Origin of the sequence: Prochlorococcus sp. (assembly GCF_965655815.1) — a bacterium.
Taxonomy (GTDB): Bacteria; Cyanobacteriota; Cyanobacteriia; order PCC-6307; family Cyanobiaceae; genus Prochlorococcus_A; species Prochlorococcus_A pastoris.
In genome coordinates, this window is record NZ_CBFHHZ010000001.1 from 483,557 (window position 1) to 500,551 (window position 16,995).

Below are 16,995 nucleotides of genomic sequence, written 5' to 3' on the forward strand. Positions count from 1 at the left end.
ATAATTATTTAATTTGATCTTCTTCTGAGCCATTCATATATTTTTGGATCTATTTTATTATTTTTGAAACCCATATCTCCAATTACGATAGCTTTATATCCTAAAGATTTATATTGCGGTATATCTGATATAGATAGTCCTCCGGCAGCAATAAAATCTATATTTTTATATTGAGATATATTTATTAATTCAATATTATCTTTAACCGGGTAAATTTTGATAATTTTACAATTCAAATCTATTGCTTGTTTAAGATCTTTTAAATGTTTGATTCCAGGAATTAATAAGTGATTTTTTGAATTTGAATAATTTAAAAGGTCTCTATCCCAACCTTTCATCATTGAATAATTGCAACCTATTTTTATAGAGTCATCTATCGATTTCTTATTTCTTATAGAAGCAGAGCCTAAATTAAGCTTTGGGAACTTTATTCTTAAATTTGAAACGTAATTTAGCCAGTTTTCATTATTAGACCAACTAATTTCTATATTTATAAAACCTGCTTTTATTAAAAGCTCTATTTCTAGTTCAACTAAATCTCTTTCAATAGTATTTGTATAAATATTTTTAGTAGGTTTTATTAATAAAAAAAAAGATTCTGACTTTAGCCTTTTAGAGAAAGAATCTTTTTTTTTTAATGGAGATATCAAATTTTTTCAAATCAGATATAGTTAGCAACTTTAACCTCAGAGCGATTAAGTAAATCTTGAATATCTTCAGTATCAATTGTTTCTCTCTCAATGAGCATTGAAGCCATTTCATCAAGAACACCTCTGTTATCTGAAAGGACTTTTGTCGCTCTTTTATATGCTGTATCTACAAGCTCTGAAACTTCTACGTCAATTGTTGCTGCAGTATCTTCAGAGAAATCTCTTGTCGCGCTCATGTCTCTCCCGAGGAACATTCCCCCTTGTGATTGACCCAAAGCTACTGGACCTATTTTATCACTCATTCCAAATTTAGTAATCATTTGTCTTGCGACATTAGCCACTTGCTGTAAATCGTTAGAAGCTCCTGTAGTAACTTCTTCTTCTCCATACACTATCTCTTCAGCAACTCTTCCACCTAGGGCTACAGCCATTTGATTTTGTAGGTAAGAACGTGAGTAAAGACCGGACTCCATTCTCTCTTCACTAGGAGTAAAGAAGGTTAATCCCCCTGCTTGACCCCTAGGAATTATGGAAACTTTTGCTACAGCGTCATAATCTGGCATGCAAGCGCCAACCAAAGCATGACCTGCCTCGTGATAGGCAACAAGTTCTTTCTTTTTATCACTTATAACTCGGTCTTTCTTTTCTGGTCCTGCCATTACTCTCTCGATAGCATCCCCTACTTCATCATTGCTAACAGTATCGAGATCTTTTCTTGCGGCAAGGATAGCGGCTTCATTTAAAAGATTAGCTAAATCAGCACCTGTAAACCCAGGGGTTCTTCTTGCAACCTTATCAAGGTCTACATCTTTTGAGAGAGTTTTATCCTTGGCATGAACATTTAAAATTTGTAATCTTCCGGCGTAATCAGGCCTGTCCACAGTTACTTGTCTATCAAATCTACCTGGTCTCATTAATGCTGAGTCCAAAACATCTGGTCTGTTAGTTGCCGCAACAATAATAATGCCAGAATTACCCTCAAAACCATCCATTTCTGTTAAAAGCTGATTTAAAGTTTGTTCTCTTTCATCATTTCCACCGCCCATGCCAGCACCTCTTTGTCTTCCAACAGCATCTATTTCATCAATAAAGACAATACATGGGGCATTTTTCTTAGCTTGCTCAAATAAATCTCTAACCCTACTTGCACCAACTCCAACAAACATTTCAACAAATTCAGATCCAGAGATCGAGAAAAAAGGAACACCTGCTTCTCCCGCGACTGCCTTAGCTAAAAGAGTCTTTCCTGTTCCTGGTGGTCCAACTAGAAGAACACCTTTAGGAATTTTTGCTCCAACTGCAGTAAATCTATCAGGACTTTTAAGAAAATCTACAACCTCTGTTAACTCTAATTTTGCTCCTTCAACACCAGCAACATCTGAAAAAGTTACTTGAGTAGAAGGTTCCATTTGAAGTCTAGCTTTGCTTTTCCCAAAACTCATTGCTGGATTACCACCACCACCACCACTTCCATTTTGTGATCTTCTAAATAGGAAGAATAAACCTCCTATTAATAAAACTGGGAAAATTAAACTACTTATAGCTTGCTGCCAAGGATTAGCTAATTTTGTGGGTGTAACGGCTATATCTACATCATTCTCGGTTAGGATTTTTAGTAAATCTTTATCTGGAGCCAGATTAACTTCAGATCTACTGCCATCGTTTTCAACAACTTGTGCAGTTCCACTATCCGGGGATAATAAAACCCTGCTAACTTCTTTATCTTGAACAGCTTCTATAAAATCGCTATATCTAAGGGTTTTGGTGGCATTCTCAGTCTTAGGTTTATCAAAAACAGAAGTACCTATAAAAATCACTGTAATTACTGCTAGAACATAAAGTCCTACGTTTCTCCAACGTTTGTTCACGATAAAAAATCTCTATTGAAACTATGATACTAATAATAAAACAATATTAAGACTTTCTAAGTACATCTACTACACTTTTAAATGCGAACCATTCTGGAATTGAATCTCCATTCCTCAGCTTTTTTCTGAATTCTGTACCGCTTAGTTTCATTATCTGATATTTTTTCTCTTTTGCTTCTTCGGCAGTTATGTAACCTTTTTCTTTTGTGTATACCAGATTTTTTGAAGGTACAGTTTTCATCAATAACTCTTCTGCGCATTTATTGGCAAAATTCTGGGCATCATAAGGTCCATAAAAATCTTCACCAGTTGATGATGATTTACATCCAGCCATGTCTCTACCAATTATAAAATGAGTACATCCATAATTCCTTCTTATAATCATGTGTTGAAGAGCTTCTCTAGGTCCAGCCATATGCATTGAGTATGGCAAAAAAGCCCATTTTATTTTCTTATTAGAAATTTCTTCTTCTAATTTTTTATAGGTCAAATATCGGACTTTCCCTGGAATATCATCCTGTTGTGTTGGCCCGCAAGTTGGATGAACCAAAACAACTGAATTTGAGGAAACATTTTCCGATTGTAAGGCGTTAGTAAATAATTCATAATGAGCTCTATGAATTGGATTTCTACATTGAAAAGCAACTACATCAAAATTAGCAGGTAATAAATCTCTTACTTCTTTTGGTGTTTTACATGGAAAATCTCTATTTGGGAGCTCCAATCCAAAAACTTTACCCCCTATGTAGTATCGGCCTCTTTCATTGAAAATCATCTTCACTGCAGGATGGTCCAAGGAATTAGTCCCGTAACAAAAATTTGCCTCTTCGGCCTTATCTGGCTCCCATTTTGAACTTACTTTTAAAATCGCTAATTTTTGTTTTTTATAAGTGAGTAATATTGTTTCACCCTCCTTGATTTGTGCATTATTAGTATCAAATACAATCGGCAGACCAAAGAGTAAACCCTTTGTATCTCTATGGCTTTTAATTACAGATTTATACTCTTCTTTATCCATAAATCCTTCTAGAGGAGAAAATCCGCCAACCATTAAGAGTTCTATATCACAAGCATTTCTATCACTACATTCGTGCTCATACGAAACTTGAGAAAGAAGCTGTAATTTTAGTTCTTTATCCTTAATAATTAATTCTTTTAGTTCACCTCCATAAGCAGGTATCAAACCTTTTGAATCTCTTTTAGATTCTTGTTGTGAATTCATTTTATGATTTGTATAAGATAAATTAAAAAAAAAGAGGGCTTGTTTAAACCCTCTTTTTTTATATTTATTTAGAATTAAGCTTTTCTTCCGTAAAGCTCACCAATTATTTTTACATCAAGAGGTTCTTTTGAGCCCATATCTGTATCGGAAGGTTGGATCGCCACAAATGTACCTGCAAATTCATCTGTATCAGAATCTACATTTTCAATTGATAGTGTTACTACTCCAGTACCATTTACATCAACTTTGATATTTTCTTTAGCAAGTTCTTCATCATCTCCGCCTAGGGCAACTAAACCTTGAGCGTATTCAACACCGGTATTTTTGGCTCTGGCTTTAGGATCTAAAAAATCTCCTGTTCTGTAATTAGGTGTGAATGTAGCACCACTGACTTCAGTCCCAGGCTCGATTGAGGAAGGTAGATCAGCTGTTAAATCTTTTGCAGAAAATGCGAATGGAACCTCTAAACCTCCAGGAGTTAGAACAGTAATTAATTGAAAATCAATACCACCTTTTTCAGTAAATGTACCGGAGTCTATATCTCCATATACTTCTGTAACTGTAGTGTTATTCCTAGGGCTAATAATTTTTGTTGCAACAAATTCTGCTTCTTTTCTTTTTGATCCCGGAACTTTTACATAAACTTCTGTTGGATGCATGCATATCCCTTTTAAGGAATCACCATTGCCTAAAGATATTGATCCGACTAGAGATGAATCTAAGGAAGGACAATCGTTAGCTTTACCTGTGTTTACAACATCTGTAAATTGGGCATTTCCTCTCTCGGAGAAGGCATATGTTTTATCTGTGACAAAAGCAAAAGTTAAACAAAAAGAAATAACTAAAGCTAAAAAAGAACGAATTCTCATAATAAAATTTTAATAAAGTTCTGTGACTGCTGGTAAAGGATTACTTAAAAATGTTCAGTACGGATAATACAAGGTAAAGAACCACAAAAGAAAGTTTTTTAGATCCTCGAAACAACTCGTAGCTTTTTAATTTTTAAAAACTTGAAATATTTTAAGATATCAGACTATTTTTAATGATTAAGATTACAAAAAAATACAAATATAAATGTTATGGATTATTTTTTAGTTGAAATAATTTCATTTATTAAATTATTAGCTAACTCAATTTTTGATGTTTTTTCTAGATAATTTTCCATATTTTTTTTATCAAAAAGCCATCCTTCATTTTTTGCTTGTGGACCAAATCCTTGGTCTTCGATATCTATAGGATTTGCAAATAGTAAATCACAACCCTTAAGCATTATTTTCTCTTTAATGATTTTTTTTGCACTTTTAAAAGAACCTGTAAATGCACAAAATCCAACAAAAATTTGATTTTCTTTTTTTACTTTACTTATCTCTTTAAGAATATCTGGAACATATTCGATATTTTTATTTAAAAAATCCTCAAATTTGCTTTTTGGAATTTTTTTTGAAGTATCTCCTGATATTTTAAAATCTGCTACTGCAGCATTCATAATGAAATAATCACATTTCGAAATTTCTTTCTCAATTGCCTGAATTAGATCATTACTATTATCTATTTCAAACGTATTAATTCCTTCTATTATATTTAATTTATTGTTTAAAGGACCATGAATATATTTCACTTTAGCACCCCTAAATCTTGCTACTTGAGCAAGCATTAATCCCATAGTTCCAGAACTATTGTTAGTTAACTTTCTTGCTGCATCTATTTTTTCTGAAGTACAACCTCCTGTAATTAAAAACTCTTTATTTATTAAGTCTCTGTAATAGGGCTTTTTATTTTGAAGGAGTAAAAACTTTAGAGCTAGTTGTATTAAATCATTTGGGGGTATTTTACCAACTCCAATTTCGTCACAAGCTAGGATCCCTTTACTTGGCTTAAGGATTAGAACATTTGGATAATCTTTCAAATATATATAATTTCTTTGAACAGCTTTATTACTCCACATCTTAGAATTCATTGCTGGAGCAACAATAATAGGCTTATTATTCGCAATTAAAATACTAGATATTAATCCATCAGCATTACCTGTAACCCACTTTGAAAGTGTTGTTGCAGTCAATGGAGCCATTATCAAAACATCAGCCCAATCGCATAAATCTATATGTAAAGGTCTTGAATGAAGATATGACCATTGGTCCTTATCTAATATGCAAGTATTCCTACTTAAGATAGAAAGTGATAGAGGCTGAATTAGTTTTTCAGCATTTTCAGAAACAACGCACTTTATCTCATAATTATCCTTAACTAATTGACTTACTAGTAAGGGAATTCTTACTGCAGCAATGCTTCCAGTAATCAATAAAAGAACCTTAACTTTTAACTCTTTAGATTTAGTTCTCATCAAATTGTTCCTGTTCAAGAAGATGAATATAATCGGATATTAATTTATATCTATTAGTTGCAAAAGTCCTTACCAAATTCCAATTTTTAAATAAATTAAATGGTTTAACGTAATTTTTCAATCCTAAAGTTTTGACAAGCTCAAAAGTTCCTTCTTCATAAGATGAATATAAATACTTTTTAGATATCTTGTCATCGGATGTGAGTAACATTTTTATCTTTGTCTATGTATTTTTAATAATATAACCTCAAGGAAATTCATATTCACAAAATAATACTCACTTTGAAAATTTTCAAAAATAATAAAAATATTAAATCTATTTAATTTTTTATATTATAACTTTAGACACAAATTATTAATTCTCCTTAAGAAAAAAATTATATAAACTAAGAATGACGAAATATCAATTATGTCACAAACAAAAAAAGAGCAAATAGTAAGTCATTTGCGTTACTTAAGGCAGGAATTAAGAGAAATGCATTTAGGAATTCAAGATGATGGATTATTTCCTGAACCTGGAGAAATAAGAGGAATTCTTGCCCAAATGGAAGCTTTACTTGAATTAATTGAAGGTAATCCTAAAGTTAAATAAAATTATGAATAGATCCAGCAATTAGTTATGATTCAGAATGTTTTTTAAACCCCAAAAGACTAAATTTCAACGACTAGTTATCGAAACTTTTGACAGTTTAAGCCAATGGGCAGTAAATCCATGGCGTAGATATTCTTTAGCTTTAACTGTTGTTTTGACTGGTTACTTTTTTGGGAGTTCATTAGGAATGATAAGTGCAGTCGTTGAATTGATTGACCCGGTAGGAGCTTTTTTATCAGTTTTTTTTATTGAAATTTTGATAAAATTAAGACGTAGATTACGTTTTGATAAAAGAAAAAAAATATTAGTATTATTACTTGATTCTTTAAGATTAGGTTTATTTTACGGTTTTTTTACTGAAAGTCTAAAATTGCTTTAAATTTAATTATTGAATTTACTTAATAGATAAAGTAAAGCCATTCTTGTAGGAATACCATTTGAAACTTGATCATTTATTAAGCAATTTGGATATTCATCAACAATTCTGCTGCTGATTTCAACGCCACGATTAATAGGCCCTGGGTGCAAAATAGGAATATCTTTACAATTCAAGGATAGTTTTTCTGGAGTCAAACAATAATTTTCACTATACGATTTAATACTGCTTAATAAATTCTCTATCATTCTTTCTTTTTGTAATCTTAAAACAATTACTGCATCTGCATATTTAATGGATTCTTCCAATGAACTCGAAATTGTGATAGAACCTCTTGAAGAAATAGGGTCTCTTAATTGATTTGGTGGAGAACTACTTACAAAATCAGTAAATTCTTCAGGAATAAGTGTTGGCGGACCACACAAGATTATGTTTGCCCCGAATGCGGTCAATGCCCAAAGATCTGATCTTGCAACTCTAGAGTGAATTACATCACCAACTATTAATATTTTTTTAGAATTTAATATCTCTGGTTTCAGTAATTTTGGAGAAAAGAATTTTATTAATGTATAAAGATCTAGCAATCCTTGACTAGGGTGGCTATGTAAACCATCACCAGCATTAAGAACCGATGTTTTTGCTTTAGATGCATCGAGTTTTTTGGAAATTTCTAGAGGTATATGGCTAGATGAATGTCTAATGACTAAAATATCAGACCCCATGGCAGCATATGTTAGTGCAGTATCTATGAGAGTTTCTCCTTTACTTAAAGAACTTGAAGAAGGAGAGAAGCTTTGAACATCTGCAGAAAGCCTTTTGGCAGCAAGCTCAAAACTATTGCGAGTTCTAGTACTAGCCTCAAAAAATATTGATGTTATTAACTTTCCTTGTAATGCAGGTATTTTTTTTGTCCCGGCATTATTAAGAGATTTAAATCTTTCAGTTAACTCAAAAACTGATTTGTAATCATCTATTGAGAAATTTGAAAGTGTGAGGATATGTTTGTGAGGCCAATTTTCCATTATGTTACACCAGACAAATTATTAGTTGAATGTTTTAAATTAGGATTTCTATCACCTTTTTCCCTTTTACTAATACTTCTGCTCCTTTTAAGATACCAACGCCATTTTATATTTTTTGCTTTAGAAATGCCAATTCTTGTTGTTTGAATTAAATCTTTTTTCTCTAAATATGACTTTCCTTTGCTAATCCACAAACATTTATTATTAAGAATTTCGAGGGAATTGAATTTATTATCTACTTCAAATGTTTTGGTTACTAATCCTGGGCCAGAAGCTGACCTTTCGTTTTTATTTGATATAAAAACCGCCCTTATTAAAACACCACTTGCAAAATTATCTTTATCAGTAACAATATTTAAGCAATGATGAATTCCGTAAGATCTGTAAATATAAAATCTTCCTGGCTCACCAAACAATACTTTATTAGAAGGAGTTTTTTTATTATATCCATGGCAAGCCTCTTCTTCTTGTGAATAAGCTTCAGTCTCAACTATCATTCCTTTTATTAGCCCTTTATCACTTCTATTTCTAATCAGATAACATCCAATTAAGTCAGGTGCTACAAGCCTGGAGTGTCGGTAAAAAAAATTTTTTTTTAAAGATTGTTTATCTATTTTTAAATACTTATCTAAGCTTATTTTTAACGGTGAAATACTATAAAGTCTAGCTTTTGAAGCATAAAAAAATTTTTTTCTTGTTAAGTGATTTTATAAATATATTGTTATCAATTTTGTTTAATTTACTAAAGACTTAAGTAATGTTTGTGAAAATCCTTTAATATCTATACTGAAATTGAATTTTTATTAAGTAAAAGCATATGAAACGAATTAGTAGTGATGAAGTTAAAAAAGTAGCACAATTAGCAAGACTAGAACTAAATGAGAGTGAGATTAATCAGCATGCAGAACAGTTAGAAAAAATTTTGGAATATATTAAACAACTTGAGAAAATTTATACCGATGATATTCCATGCACTACTAGAGCTATAGAAGTGGTCAATGTATTGAGAAAAGATGAAAAGAAAAACTATGCAAATTCGGAGGAAATTTTAGATTTGGCACCTTCAAGAGAAAATAAATTTTTCAAAGTGCCAAAAATTATTAATGAATAGCTAGTTACCACCGATATAAGTCTTATTAACTATCTTTAGTAAAATTTTTCTTATTTTAAAACTTTGGAATGAATTTATTATTTTTCTAAGTTTTCCTTTTTTACTTTTGTGACTTCTTATCCCTATAAGTAGATCATAAATAAAATTAAAAGTATCACCTTTAGTTTCAAAAATCCCTACTCTTTGAGGTGAACCTTTGATGTCTAATAAAGGTTTTGTTTTTTCGTAAGCTATTTTATATTCAAACCAGGGGATTGAAGGCCATAGGTGATGGATTAAATGATAATTTTGACCCATTATGAGGATATTCAAAAATTTGCCTGGATAAACTCTAGAGTTTATCCATTTATTTTTTGAGCGAAATGGCCTATGAGGGAGATAATCAAAGAAAATACCCAAAGTGACTCCAACCATTAATGCAGGACCAAACCATAAATTATAAATTAAGTTCATAAAGTCAAATTTTAAGCCAGCTAAAATTATTGTTATAAATATCGATCTTTCTATTCCCCACTGTAGTAATTCATATTTTCTCCAGAGTTTTCTCTGAAAGAAAAATATTTCATGATAAAAGAATCTTGGAGCAATAAGCCAAATAGGCCCAAAAGTACTCACAATATGGTCTGGATCATTTTTGGGATCATTTACATGAACGTGATGTTGTAGGTGGACTCTAGTGAAAACTGGGAAACTGAAGCCTAAGAGTATAGCTGATCCATGTCCCATTGCTTGGTTTATCCATGGCACAGGATGGGCAGCCTTATGACATGCATCATGTATTACTGTTCCTTCAATATGAAGAGCAAGAAATGCAGTTGCAACTAGAATAGGTAGAGGCCAAACTCCTCGATACCACTGCCATATACTCAGAAAAGCAAGAAAATAACCACCAAAAAACAGACCTAATGTAGGATTCCAAAAATTAGGAGGATCGACATAATTTTTGATCTCCCTGTTCCAGTTAAATGTCTTGGAGGAATTAGTTTGAATATTTTTATTTTTACTAGTTAAGTTTGAAATTGTTTCTTTTAATCTATAAGTAATATAACCAATAATTCATAGTGATTGCATAACAATATCAAACATTTTTAAATCTTTCTAAAATTATTGAGCCTAGTATTATGTGTCAAATTAAGGATCTTAAGTAAAAAATATTTTTAAAATATACCTCGCTAAACTAAAATTTAATTAAGCGGTCGTGGCGGAATTGGTAGACGCGCGAGTTTTAGGTACTCGTATCTTCGGGTGTGGGAGTTCAAGTCTCCCCGACCGCATTTAAGGGAAAATTAATATTAAGCAATTAAATTAGTTAATTATTTGCATTTTTACTATAATTTAGATATCAATAAAAAATTTTTTGACAATTTATTTAGGCTGTTTATATTTATTCTTTGGAATTATATTTTTGTTAATGCCTCTAATATATATTGAATTAGGGAGACCAAGAGATTTTATAAAAGGTGGTTTAAACCTAGTTATTGGGATGTTATTAATTTATAAACAAAATAGCTTTAATATTTTATATTCTTCAATTTTTACTGTCATTACTACATTAATGACTTTTTACATAGTAGAAATATTTTCTATAAGGTGGAATCAATTAACTAATGAAGAGAAAAATAAATTACAAACTTTAGAGGAATTGAAAAAAAATCTTTCAATTTTTTTAAAGGCCATTTCTCTTGCAAAGCAGGATTTTTTAAATTCAAATAATATTTTAAAATTTGGAAGAAAAAATGAAAATTTAAATAAAAAAAAGTGGGTTAGGAATGATGAAAATGATAATATATTTAATTCAAATAAAAATAATTTACTGACTTTAGAGATGCCAAAAAAAGCAACAAATCAATCTATAAAAGATACAATTAATGAGGGTAAATAATTAAATAAATTAATTGATTATAAATAAATTCCATAATTTCGAATGAAATCACAACATAACAAAGAAAAAAAATCTGGCTTTTCCTATAAAGAAACTTTGAATTTACTGAAGACTGATTTTTCGATGCGAGCTAATTCTGTAATTAGGGAACCAGAAATTCATAAATTCTGGTCAAGAAATAAGATTGATTTGGAATTGGGTTCATCTAACTCAGGTAAAAATTTCACTTTGCATGATGGCCCCCCTTATGCAAATGGTTCCCTCCATATGGGACATGCTTTAAATAAAGTTTTAAAGGATATTATTAATAAATACAAAACCTTACAAGGTTACAAAGTCCATTTTGTACCTGGATGGGATTGCCATGGGTTACCAATTGAGTTAAAGGTTCTACAAAATTTAAAATCTAATGAAAGAAGAAATTTAGATTCTTTAGGTTTAAGAAAAAAAGCAACAGATTATGCAAAGATTCAAATTAACAATCAACTAGAGGGCTTTAAGAGATGGGGTATTTGGGGAGACTGGGCTAATCCCTATTTGACCCTTAAAAAAAATTATGAGTCTGCTCAGATTGGTGTTTTTGGTAAGATGTTCCTAAATGGTTTTATATACAGAGGTTTAAAACCAGTCCACTGGAGTCCAAGTTCTAGAACAGCACTTGCAGAAGCAGAATTAGAGTATCCTGAGGAGCATTTTTCAAAAAGTATTTACGTTTCTTTAAATATTACTAAATTATCAGATGCAGTTCTTCTTAAATTAGAAGAAAAAGACCTGAGAAAAAAATTACTTTCTAGTTTAAATAAATTATTTATAGCTATATGGACTACTACTCCATGGACAATTCCTGGTAATGAAGCAGTAGCTATCAATCCTAGAATTAATTATGTTTTTGCATCGGATCAAAACGGTAATATATATCTTTTTGCTAGAGATTTAATTTCTGAAATTTGCGAAAAGCTAGATAGAGAATTTAATGTCTTATTAGATGTAAAAGGCTCATTGCTAGAGGGTATTGAGTATCAACATCCGACAAAAAATAAGGTTTGCAATATTGTAATTGGAGGTGATTATATAACCACTGAATCTGGGACAGGAATTGTACATACTGCCCCAGGTCATGGCATGGATGATTTTAATGTTGGGCAAAAATATCAATTACCCATAACTTGCATTGTTGATGAAAAAGGTAATTTAAATAATCATGCTGAAAAGTTTTGCGGATTAAATGTTTTAAAAGATGCTAATGATTTGATTATTGAAGATTTGCAGAAAAATAATTTACTCCTTTTAAAAGAAAAATATAAACACAGATATCCTTATGATTGGAGAACTAAAAAACCTACAATTTTCAGAGCAACTGAACAATGGTTTGCATCAGTAGAGGGATTTAGATCTTCAGCTTTGAAATCAATAGAAGATGTTGAATGGATGCCAAAAACAGGTAAAAAAAGAATTTATTCGATGGTTGTTGGAAGAGGTGATTGGTGTATTTCTAGACAAAGGTCCTGGGGAGTGCCAATACCCGTCTTCTATGAAAAAGAAGGGAAACAAATACTAATTAATACTGAAACTATTAACCATATAAAAAGTTTATTTGAGGAGTATGGAGCAGATGTATGGTGGGAATGGGATGAGAAGAAACTATTACCAGAAAAATATAAAGATGAATCTGATCGTTGGAAAAAAGGTCTAGATACTATGGATGTCTGGTTTGATTCAGGTTCTAGTTGGGCCGCAGTTTGTGAGCAAAGGGAAGAATTACAATATCCAGCTGATTTGTATTTAGAAGGATCTGATCAACATAGAGGTTGGTTTCAATCATCTTTGCTAACTTCGGTAGCAGTAAATAATAAGCCGCCATATAAGACAGTTCTAACTCATGGATTTGCTTTAGATGAGAATGGAAGAAAAATGAGTAAATCCTTGGGTAACGTTGTTGATCCCAATATTATTATTAATGGTGGTCCTAACCAAAAAATCCAACCTGCCTATGGAGCAGATGTCCTTAGGCTTTGGGTTAGTTCTGTTGATTACTCAGTTGATGTCCCAATTGGATCAAACATTTTAAAACAACTTTCAGATGTTTATAGAAAAGTAAGAAATACAGCTAGATATCTCTTAGGTAATATTCATGATTATGATCCTGCGTTAGAGGAAATTGATATTGATCAGTTGCCGTTATTAGATCAATGGATGTTAAATAGACTAGTTGAAGTCTCAGATCAAGTAACAATTGCATATGAAAATTATGAATTTTCAAAGTTTTTTCAAATATTGCAAAGTTTTTGTGTTGTGGATTTATCTAATTTTTATTTAGATATCGCAAAAGATAGATTATATGTCAGTGCTAAAACTCAATTCAGGAGAAGATCTTGTCAGTTTGTGATGTCCAAAATTGTAGAAAACTTAGCTGTCATTATTTCTCCAGTACTTTGTCATATGGCCGAAGATATTTGGCAAAATATCCCATATTCAACTATTGAAAAATCAGTATTTAAAAGAGGATGGCCAAAATTGCCTGAGTCATGGCTTAATCCCGAACTTAATGAACATATTTCTAATTTAAGAACATTGCGAGTAGAAATTAATAAAGCAATAGAAGGTTGTAGAACCCAACAAATGATTGGAGCTGCTCTTGAGACTGAGGTTAATTACCTTCCTGAAAATGAGTTTTTTAAAAATTCTCTTTCTTGGCTTGATAAATTTGGTAATAAAGAAGTGGATTTATACCGTGATTGGCTGATAGTTTCTGATTTTAATATAGTTAATAATTTATCTAAGGATTGTTTAAGTATCGATAACAATGAACTTGGAAAGATTCAAATTCTTAAAGCAAAAGGTCTTAAATGCGATAGATGTTGGCATTATCAAAAAATTACAGTTAAGGGGATTGAAAACACTAAATTATGCAAGAGATGCGCAAATATTATTAATTTATAAATAGTTGATTTAAATCAATTTCAGTATGGTGAGTTTTAGATCTACTGAACTTTCTTTAAATTATTATTTATAAAAATACTTTAGAATATTCTCCTTGTAATTATCATTATATTACAAAAGACTATTTGGAATATTAAAACTTATATGTTCTAATTTTTTGATAAAGTCAATCCCTGTCATAATTCGAAAAACCAGAATTCCGGCCACTTTTTGGGAATTTAATTATCGCCCATTGTAATAAACCTAATGTATATATTAATAAGGCAAATAATCCTAAAAATTTTGCAACTGGTTGAGAAAAGCTAGCTCCAAATAAGAAATTAAATAAATTTTTTAAAATCAAGTAAAAATTTGTTGAAGGTTTAAGCCAAATTTCACATTCCGCAGAATTTATAAAAGAAATACAATTAATATTATTTAAACTTTGAATTAAAAAAATTAAAGATATAAAAGTTATAGACCATCGCCAAATTTTCGTGGTTGTAGTTAATGCATGAGATATTTTATATTCATTTAACTCGTCATTAATATCATTCCAAAACCATATTGAGACTGTCATTATTAGTGTCGAAATATTTGTTATTAAGAGAGCGAAGTTGTACTCTCCAATTAGGAGGATAAGACTTATGAAGAATAGAATTGATATTTTCCAATAATTTGATAAAAGTTTTGAGATGGCTCTACTTTTGTTTTTTATAGACCAACAAAATAGAGTTAAAGGAAGACCAACTATAAAGACTAATGAAAGTTGAAAAGATAGCCAAATGGAAAGCTGGTTAAGACTGTTCAAAACTTTTTCTTTTTAACACACTTAAATATTAAACCTTACCCACCTGCTTATTAACTTATTATTGTCATAGTTATGAATAATATGCACCATATTAGTTTCTACTACGAAATAATTAAATATTTTTTATGAGACAGCATGTAAATCCACTCAGTAAAAATTTCTTTGAAATAGATCCAATACCTCCGTTGAATCAAGTTTTTGAAAACCCAAAATTGCCTCTCCATTTAGATATCGGTTGCGCTTCAGGTGATTTTTTATTCGAATTATCACTTAAAAATAAAAACTGGAATTATATAGGAATTGAAATTAGAGAAAAATTAGTTTTAAATGCTAATTTAAAACTGAAAAGTAGAGAAAATAAAAATTTATATTTTTCATTTGGTAATGCTAATAATATTTTTAACCAATCAAAAAATATATCAATTTTTAATTTAATAAATAGTATTTCTTTTAATTTTCCTGATCCATGGTTTAAAAAGAAACATCATAAAAGACGTGTAATTCAACCTAAATTTATAAATTTACTCTCAAATTCAATGAAAAAAGGATCTTTAATCTTTATTAAAACAGATGTAAGAGAGCTTTTTGATCACATGGAATTCACAATAGCCGAAAATATAAAGTTGAAAAAAGTACCATATCAAGATGTTGACTTTTGTGAAAGTTTTAATCCAAATAGAATTCAAACTAATAGAGAAAAATATGTAATATTAAATCAACTTAAAATTTATGAAAGTATTTATAAGAAAATTTGATTCAAAGAGTTTTAGATATTTTATAGATTTTTGTACTAAGTTCGGTCGTGATTTTTGTTGATAATGAATCTACTTCTTTTTGATTTCGTGCTTCAACTAATATACGTAAAACAGGTTCCGTTCCACTTGGACGTATGTAAACTCTACAATTATCCTTTTTAATATTTGAAAAACTTTCTATAGTTTCATTAATCAATTCCTTATATGATTTATCAATATTTTTGAATTTAAAATTTAATAATATATTAGTTAGTTTTTGAGGATATGGTGAGAAGCTACTATTAAGCCAAGACCTTAAACTGATATTTTTTTTCTTGCAGTATTTTGAGATTTGAATTGCTGTTAATATTCCATCCCCACAAAAGTTATTAATTTTTGAAAGTATATGACCTGATTGTTCCCCTCCTAATAAGGCCTTTTTTTTCTTTATTGCTTCAAATATAAATTTATCGCCAACTTCAGTTCTATGCAAAATCCCCCCAATTTTATTCCAAGTATTTTCAAAACCTAAATTGGCCATTTTTGTTGAGATGATTGTGTTATTTGTAAGCAATTTTTCTTCTAAAAGTTCTCTTCCCCATAGAAAGAGTATGTGATCTCCATCTATTATATTCCCCTCTGAATCAACCCCAATAACTCTATCGGCATCTCCATCGAAGCTAAATCCCATATCAGCATTGTTCTCTTTTATGGCTTTAATTATTGGATCCAGACATGTAGAACCACAATTTAAATTTATTTTTAAACCATCTTGCTCATTATTAATGACTTTGACATTCGCTCCAAGTTTCTTAAAAATACTTGCTGCGCAGGTAGTTGCAGATCCGTAACATGTGTCTAAAACTATTTTCATTCCATCTAAGTTTTCATCCCCCATAGTATTAATAAGTCCTTCTGTATAGATATTAAAAAGGTTATTATTTTCCCTTATCGATGTTTTTTTATAAGTAGATAATTTAAGGTTGTTTGCTGTCTCTAAAATCAGTTCTATTTGATTTTCTAGTTTCTTTTTAATTTTTTCACCATTATTATCAAAAATTTTAATACCATTATATTCAGGAGGATTATGGCTCGCCGATATCATAATCCCACCACTAAATTTTTCTTTTTTTATTAAGAAAGGGATAGCTGGTGTAGGACAGATTCCTAAATATATAAATTCTTTTCCTGCCGCATTAATTCCTCTTGATATGGCTTCTAGAAGAATATATCCACTTACTCTTGTATCTCTTCCAAGTAGTATTGGATTATTGGGTTTCGTTGAAACTCCCAAAGCATATCCAACCTTATAAGCTAGAGAATATGTTAATTCTTTATCAAATATTCCCCTAATTCCATCAGTTCCAAATATAGATTGCATATTATTATTTCTATAAGTATAAGTATTTTTCCAAGTTTATTTATATTATCAGTTGATTAAAAGTAAAAAGGAATATACTCTCTTAA

17 protein-coding genes and 1 tRNA gene are annotated in these 16,995 nt (G+C 30.5%); 7 read left to right on the forward strand and 11 right to left on the reverse strand.

Features of this window, described 5'->3' with window-relative positions; all coding sequences use genetic code 11:
• Positions 1 to 8: 8 nt before the first annotated feature.
• The 6 genes from ACTF45_RS02510 to ACTF45_RS02535 all read right to left on the reverse strand — a co-directional run bounded on the left by ACTF45_RS02510 (position 9) and on the right by ACTF45_RS02535 (position 6,292).
• On the reverse strand, positions 9 to 650 hold the full coding sequence (locus tag ACTF45_RS02510) for a bifunctional 4-hydroxy-2-oxoglutarate aldolase/2-dehydro-3-deoxy-phosphogluconate aldolase (protein WP_288346544.1): 642 nt from the start codon (positions 648 to 650) through the stop codon (positions 9 to 11).
• A gap of 11 nt (positions 651 to 661) precedes the next feature.
• Positions 662 to 2,518 carry an ATP-dependent zinc metalloprotease FtsH gene (ftsH, locus tag ACTF45_RS02515; RefSeq protein WP_438949294.1) on the reverse strand — a complete coding sequence of 619 codons (1,857 nt, stop codon included), beginning with the start codon at positions 2,516 to 2,518 and terminating at the stop codon, positions 662 to 664.
• 46 nt (positions 2,519 to 2,564) lie between these two features.
• A complete protein-coding gene (gene sat / locus ACTF45_RS02520; RefSeq protein ID WP_438949295.1) occupies positions 2,565 to 3,740 on the reverse strand; it encodes a sulfate adenylyltransferase in 1,176 nt (391 codons plus the stop codon).
• Between the two features lie 74 nt (positions 3,741 to 3,814).
• Positions 3,815 to 4,609, reverse strand: a complete 795-nt coding sequence (locus ACTF45_RS02525; RefSeq protein WP_288346541.1) for a photosystem II manganese-stabilizing polypeptide — start codon at positions 4,607 to 4,609, stop codon at positions 3,815 to 3,817.
• Positions 4,610 to 4,824: 215 nt separating this feature from the next.
• Entirely contained in the window at positions 4,825 to 6,081 is a 1,257-nt protein-coding gene (gene coaBC, locus ACTF45_RS02530) for a bifunctional phosphopantothenoylcysteine decarboxylase/phosphopantothenate--cysteine ligase CoaBC (RefSeq protein WP_438949296.1), read from the reverse strand.
• Positions 6,071 to 6,292 carry a DUF2555 domain-containing protein gene (locus ACTF45_RS02535; protein ID WP_288346539.1) on the reverse strand — a complete coding sequence of 74 codons (222 nt, stop codon included), beginning with the start codon at positions 6,290 to 6,292 and terminating at the stop codon, positions 6,071 to 6,073. Before ACTF45_RS02535 ends, coaBC begins: the two co-directional genes overlap by 11 nt.
• A gap of 198 nt (positions 6,293 to 6,490) precedes the next feature.
• On the opposite strand from ACTF45_RS02535, the gene ACTF45_RS02540 reads away from it, so the two are divergent.
• Entirely contained in the window at positions 6,491 to 6,673 is a 183-nt protein-coding gene (locus ACTF45_RS02540) for a hypothetical protein (RefSeq protein ID WP_011131870.1), read from the forward strand.
• Between the two features lie 37 nt (positions 6,674 to 6,710).
• Positions 6,711 to 7,052, forward strand: a complete 342-nt coding sequence (locus tag ACTF45_RS02545; protein WP_288346538.1) for a DUF565 domain-containing protein — start codon at positions 6,711 to 6,713, stop codon at positions 7,050 to 7,052.
• Positions 7,053 to 7,054: 2 nt separating this feature from the next.
• Here ACTF45_RS02545 and ACTF45_RS02550 read toward each other — a convergent pair whose 3' ends face one another.
• Both ACTF45_RS02550 and ACTF45_RS02555 read right to left on the reverse strand, forming a co-directional pair.
• Positions 7,055 to 8,071, reverse strand: coding sequence for an aspartate carbamoyltransferase catalytic subunit (locus ACTF45_RS02550; protein WP_438949297.1), 1,017 nt, complete (start codon positions 8,069 to 8,071; stop codon positions 7,055 to 7,057).
• On the reverse strand, positions 8,071 to 8,724 hold the full coding sequence (locus ACTF45_RS02555; RefSeq protein WP_438949329.1) for a DNA-3-methyladenine glycosylase: 654 nt from the start codon (positions 8,722 to 8,724) through the stop codon (positions 8,071 to 8,073). Before ACTF45_RS02555 ends, ACTF45_RS02550 begins: the two co-directional genes overlap by 1 nt.
• 164 nt (positions 8,725 to 8,888) lie before the next feature.
• Between ACTF45_RS02555 and gatC the strand changes: the two genes are divergently transcribed.
• Positions 8,889 to 9,182, forward strand: a complete 294-nt coding sequence (gatC, locus tag ACTF45_RS02560) for an Asp-tRNA(Asn)/Glu-tRNA(Gln) amidotransferase subunit GatC (protein ID WP_288346536.1) — start codon at positions 8,889 to 8,891, stop codon at positions 9,180 to 9,182.
• Here the strand turns inward: gatC and ACTF45_RS02565 are convergent, their stop codons facing one another.
• Positions 9,183 to 10,130 carry a fatty acid desaturase gene (locus ACTF45_RS02565; RefSeq protein WP_353884892.1) on the reverse strand — a complete coding sequence of 316 codons (948 nt, stop codon included), beginning with the start codon at positions 10,128 to 10,130 and terminating at the stop codon, positions 9,183 to 9,185.
• 244 nt (positions 10,131 to 10,374) lie between these two features.
• Between ACTF45_RS02565 and ACTF45_RS02570 the strand changes: the two genes are divergently transcribed.
• The 3 genes from ACTF45_RS02570 to ileS all read left to right on the forward strand — a co-directional run bounded on the left by ACTF45_RS02570 (position 10,375) and on the right by ileS (position 14,004).
• Positions 10,375 to 10,456: transfer RNA gene (locus ACTF45_RS02570), tRNA-Leu, on the forward strand.
• Between the two features lie 137 nt (positions 10,457 to 10,593).
• On the forward strand, positions 10,594 to 11,064 hold the full coding sequence (locus ACTF45_RS02575) for a hypothetical protein (protein WP_288346535.1): 471 nt from the start codon (positions 10,594 to 10,596) through the stop codon (positions 11,062 to 11,064).
• A gap of 42 nt (positions 11,065 to 11,106) precedes the next feature.
• Positions 11,107 to 14,004: an isoleucine--tRNA ligase gene (gene ileS, locus ACTF45_RS02580; protein WP_438949298.1), complete on the forward strand. Its 2,898-nt coding sequence runs from the start codon at positions 11,107 to 11,109 to the stop codon at positions 14,002 to 14,004.
• A gap of 166 nt (positions 14,005 to 14,170) precedes the next feature.
• Here the strand turns inward: ileS and ACTF45_RS02585 are convergent, their stop codons facing one another.
• Positions 14,171 to 14,794, reverse strand: a complete 624-nt coding sequence (locus ACTF45_RS02585) for a DUF3177 family protein (RefSeq protein ID WP_438949299.1) — start codon at positions 14,792 to 14,794, stop codon at positions 14,171 to 14,173.
• A gap of 125 nt (positions 14,795 to 14,919) precedes the next feature.
• Between ACTF45_RS02585 and trmB the strand changes: the two genes are divergently transcribed.
• Positions 14,920 to 15,549, forward strand: coding sequence for a tRNA (guanosine(46)-N7)-methyltransferase TrmB (gene trmB, locus ACTF45_RS02590; RefSeq protein WP_438949300.1), 630 nt, complete (start codon positions 14,920 to 14,922; stop codon positions 15,547 to 15,549).
• 1 nt (position 15,550) lies between these two features.
• Here the strand turns inward: trmB and ACTF45_RS02595 are convergent, their stop codons facing one another.
• A complete protein-coding gene (locus ACTF45_RS02595; protein WP_438949301.1) occupies positions 15,551 to 16,909 on the reverse strand; it encodes a phosphoglucosamine mutase in 1,359 nt (452 codons plus the stop codon).
• Positions 16,910 to 16,995: the final 86 nt, after the last annotated feature.

Excerpts from the sequence above, each read along its gene's own strand:
- ACTF45_RS02545 (WP_288346538.1), top strand. The coding sequence starts at position 6,711 with ATGTTTTTTAAACCCCAAAAGACTAAATTTCAACGACTAGTTATCGAA.
- coaBC (WP_438949296.1), bottom strand. The coding sequence starts at position 6,081 with ATGAGAACTAAATCTAAAGAGTTAAAAGTTAAGGTTCTTTTATTGATT.
- ileS (WP_438949298.1), top strand. The coding sequence starts at position 11,107 with ATGAAATCACAACATAACAAAGAAAAAAAATCTGGCTTTTCCTATAAA.
- ACTF45_RS02575 (WP_288346535.1), top strand. The coding sequence starts at position 10,594 with ATGCCTCTAATATATATTGAATTAGGGAGACCAAGAGATTTTATAAAA.
- ACTF45_RS02535 (WP_288346539.1), bottom strand. The coding sequence starts at position 6,292 with ATGTTACTCACATCCGATGACAAGATATCTAAAAAGTATTTATATTCA.
- ACTF45_RS02595 (WP_438949301.1), bottom strand. The coding sequence starts at position 16,909 with ATGCAATCTATATTTGGAACTGATGGAATTAGGGGAATATTTGATAAA.
- ACTF45_RS02540 (WP_011131870.1), top strand. The coding sequence starts at position 6,491 with ATGTCACAAACAAAAAAAGAGCAAATAGTAAGTCATTTGCGTTACTTA.
- sat (WP_438949295.1), bottom strand. The coding sequence starts at position 3,740 with ATGAATTCACAACAAGAATCTAAAAGAGATTCAAAAGGTTTGATACCT.
- ACTF45_RS02525 (WP_288346541.1), bottom strand. The coding sequence starts at position 4,609 with ATGAGAATTCGTTCTTTTTTAGCTTTAGTTATTTCTTTTTGTTTAACT.
- trmB (WP_438949300.1), top strand. The coding sequence starts at position 14,920 with ATGAGACAGCATGTAAATCCACTCAGTAAAAATTTCTTTGAAATAGAT.
- ACTF45_RS02550 (WP_438949297.1), bottom strand. The coding sequence starts at position 8,071 with ATGGAAAATTGGCCTCACAAACATATCCTCACACTTTCAAATTTCTCA.
- gatC (WP_288346536.1), top strand. The coding sequence starts at position 8,889 with ATGAAACGAATTAGTAGTGATGAAGTTAAAAAAGTAGCACAATTAGCA.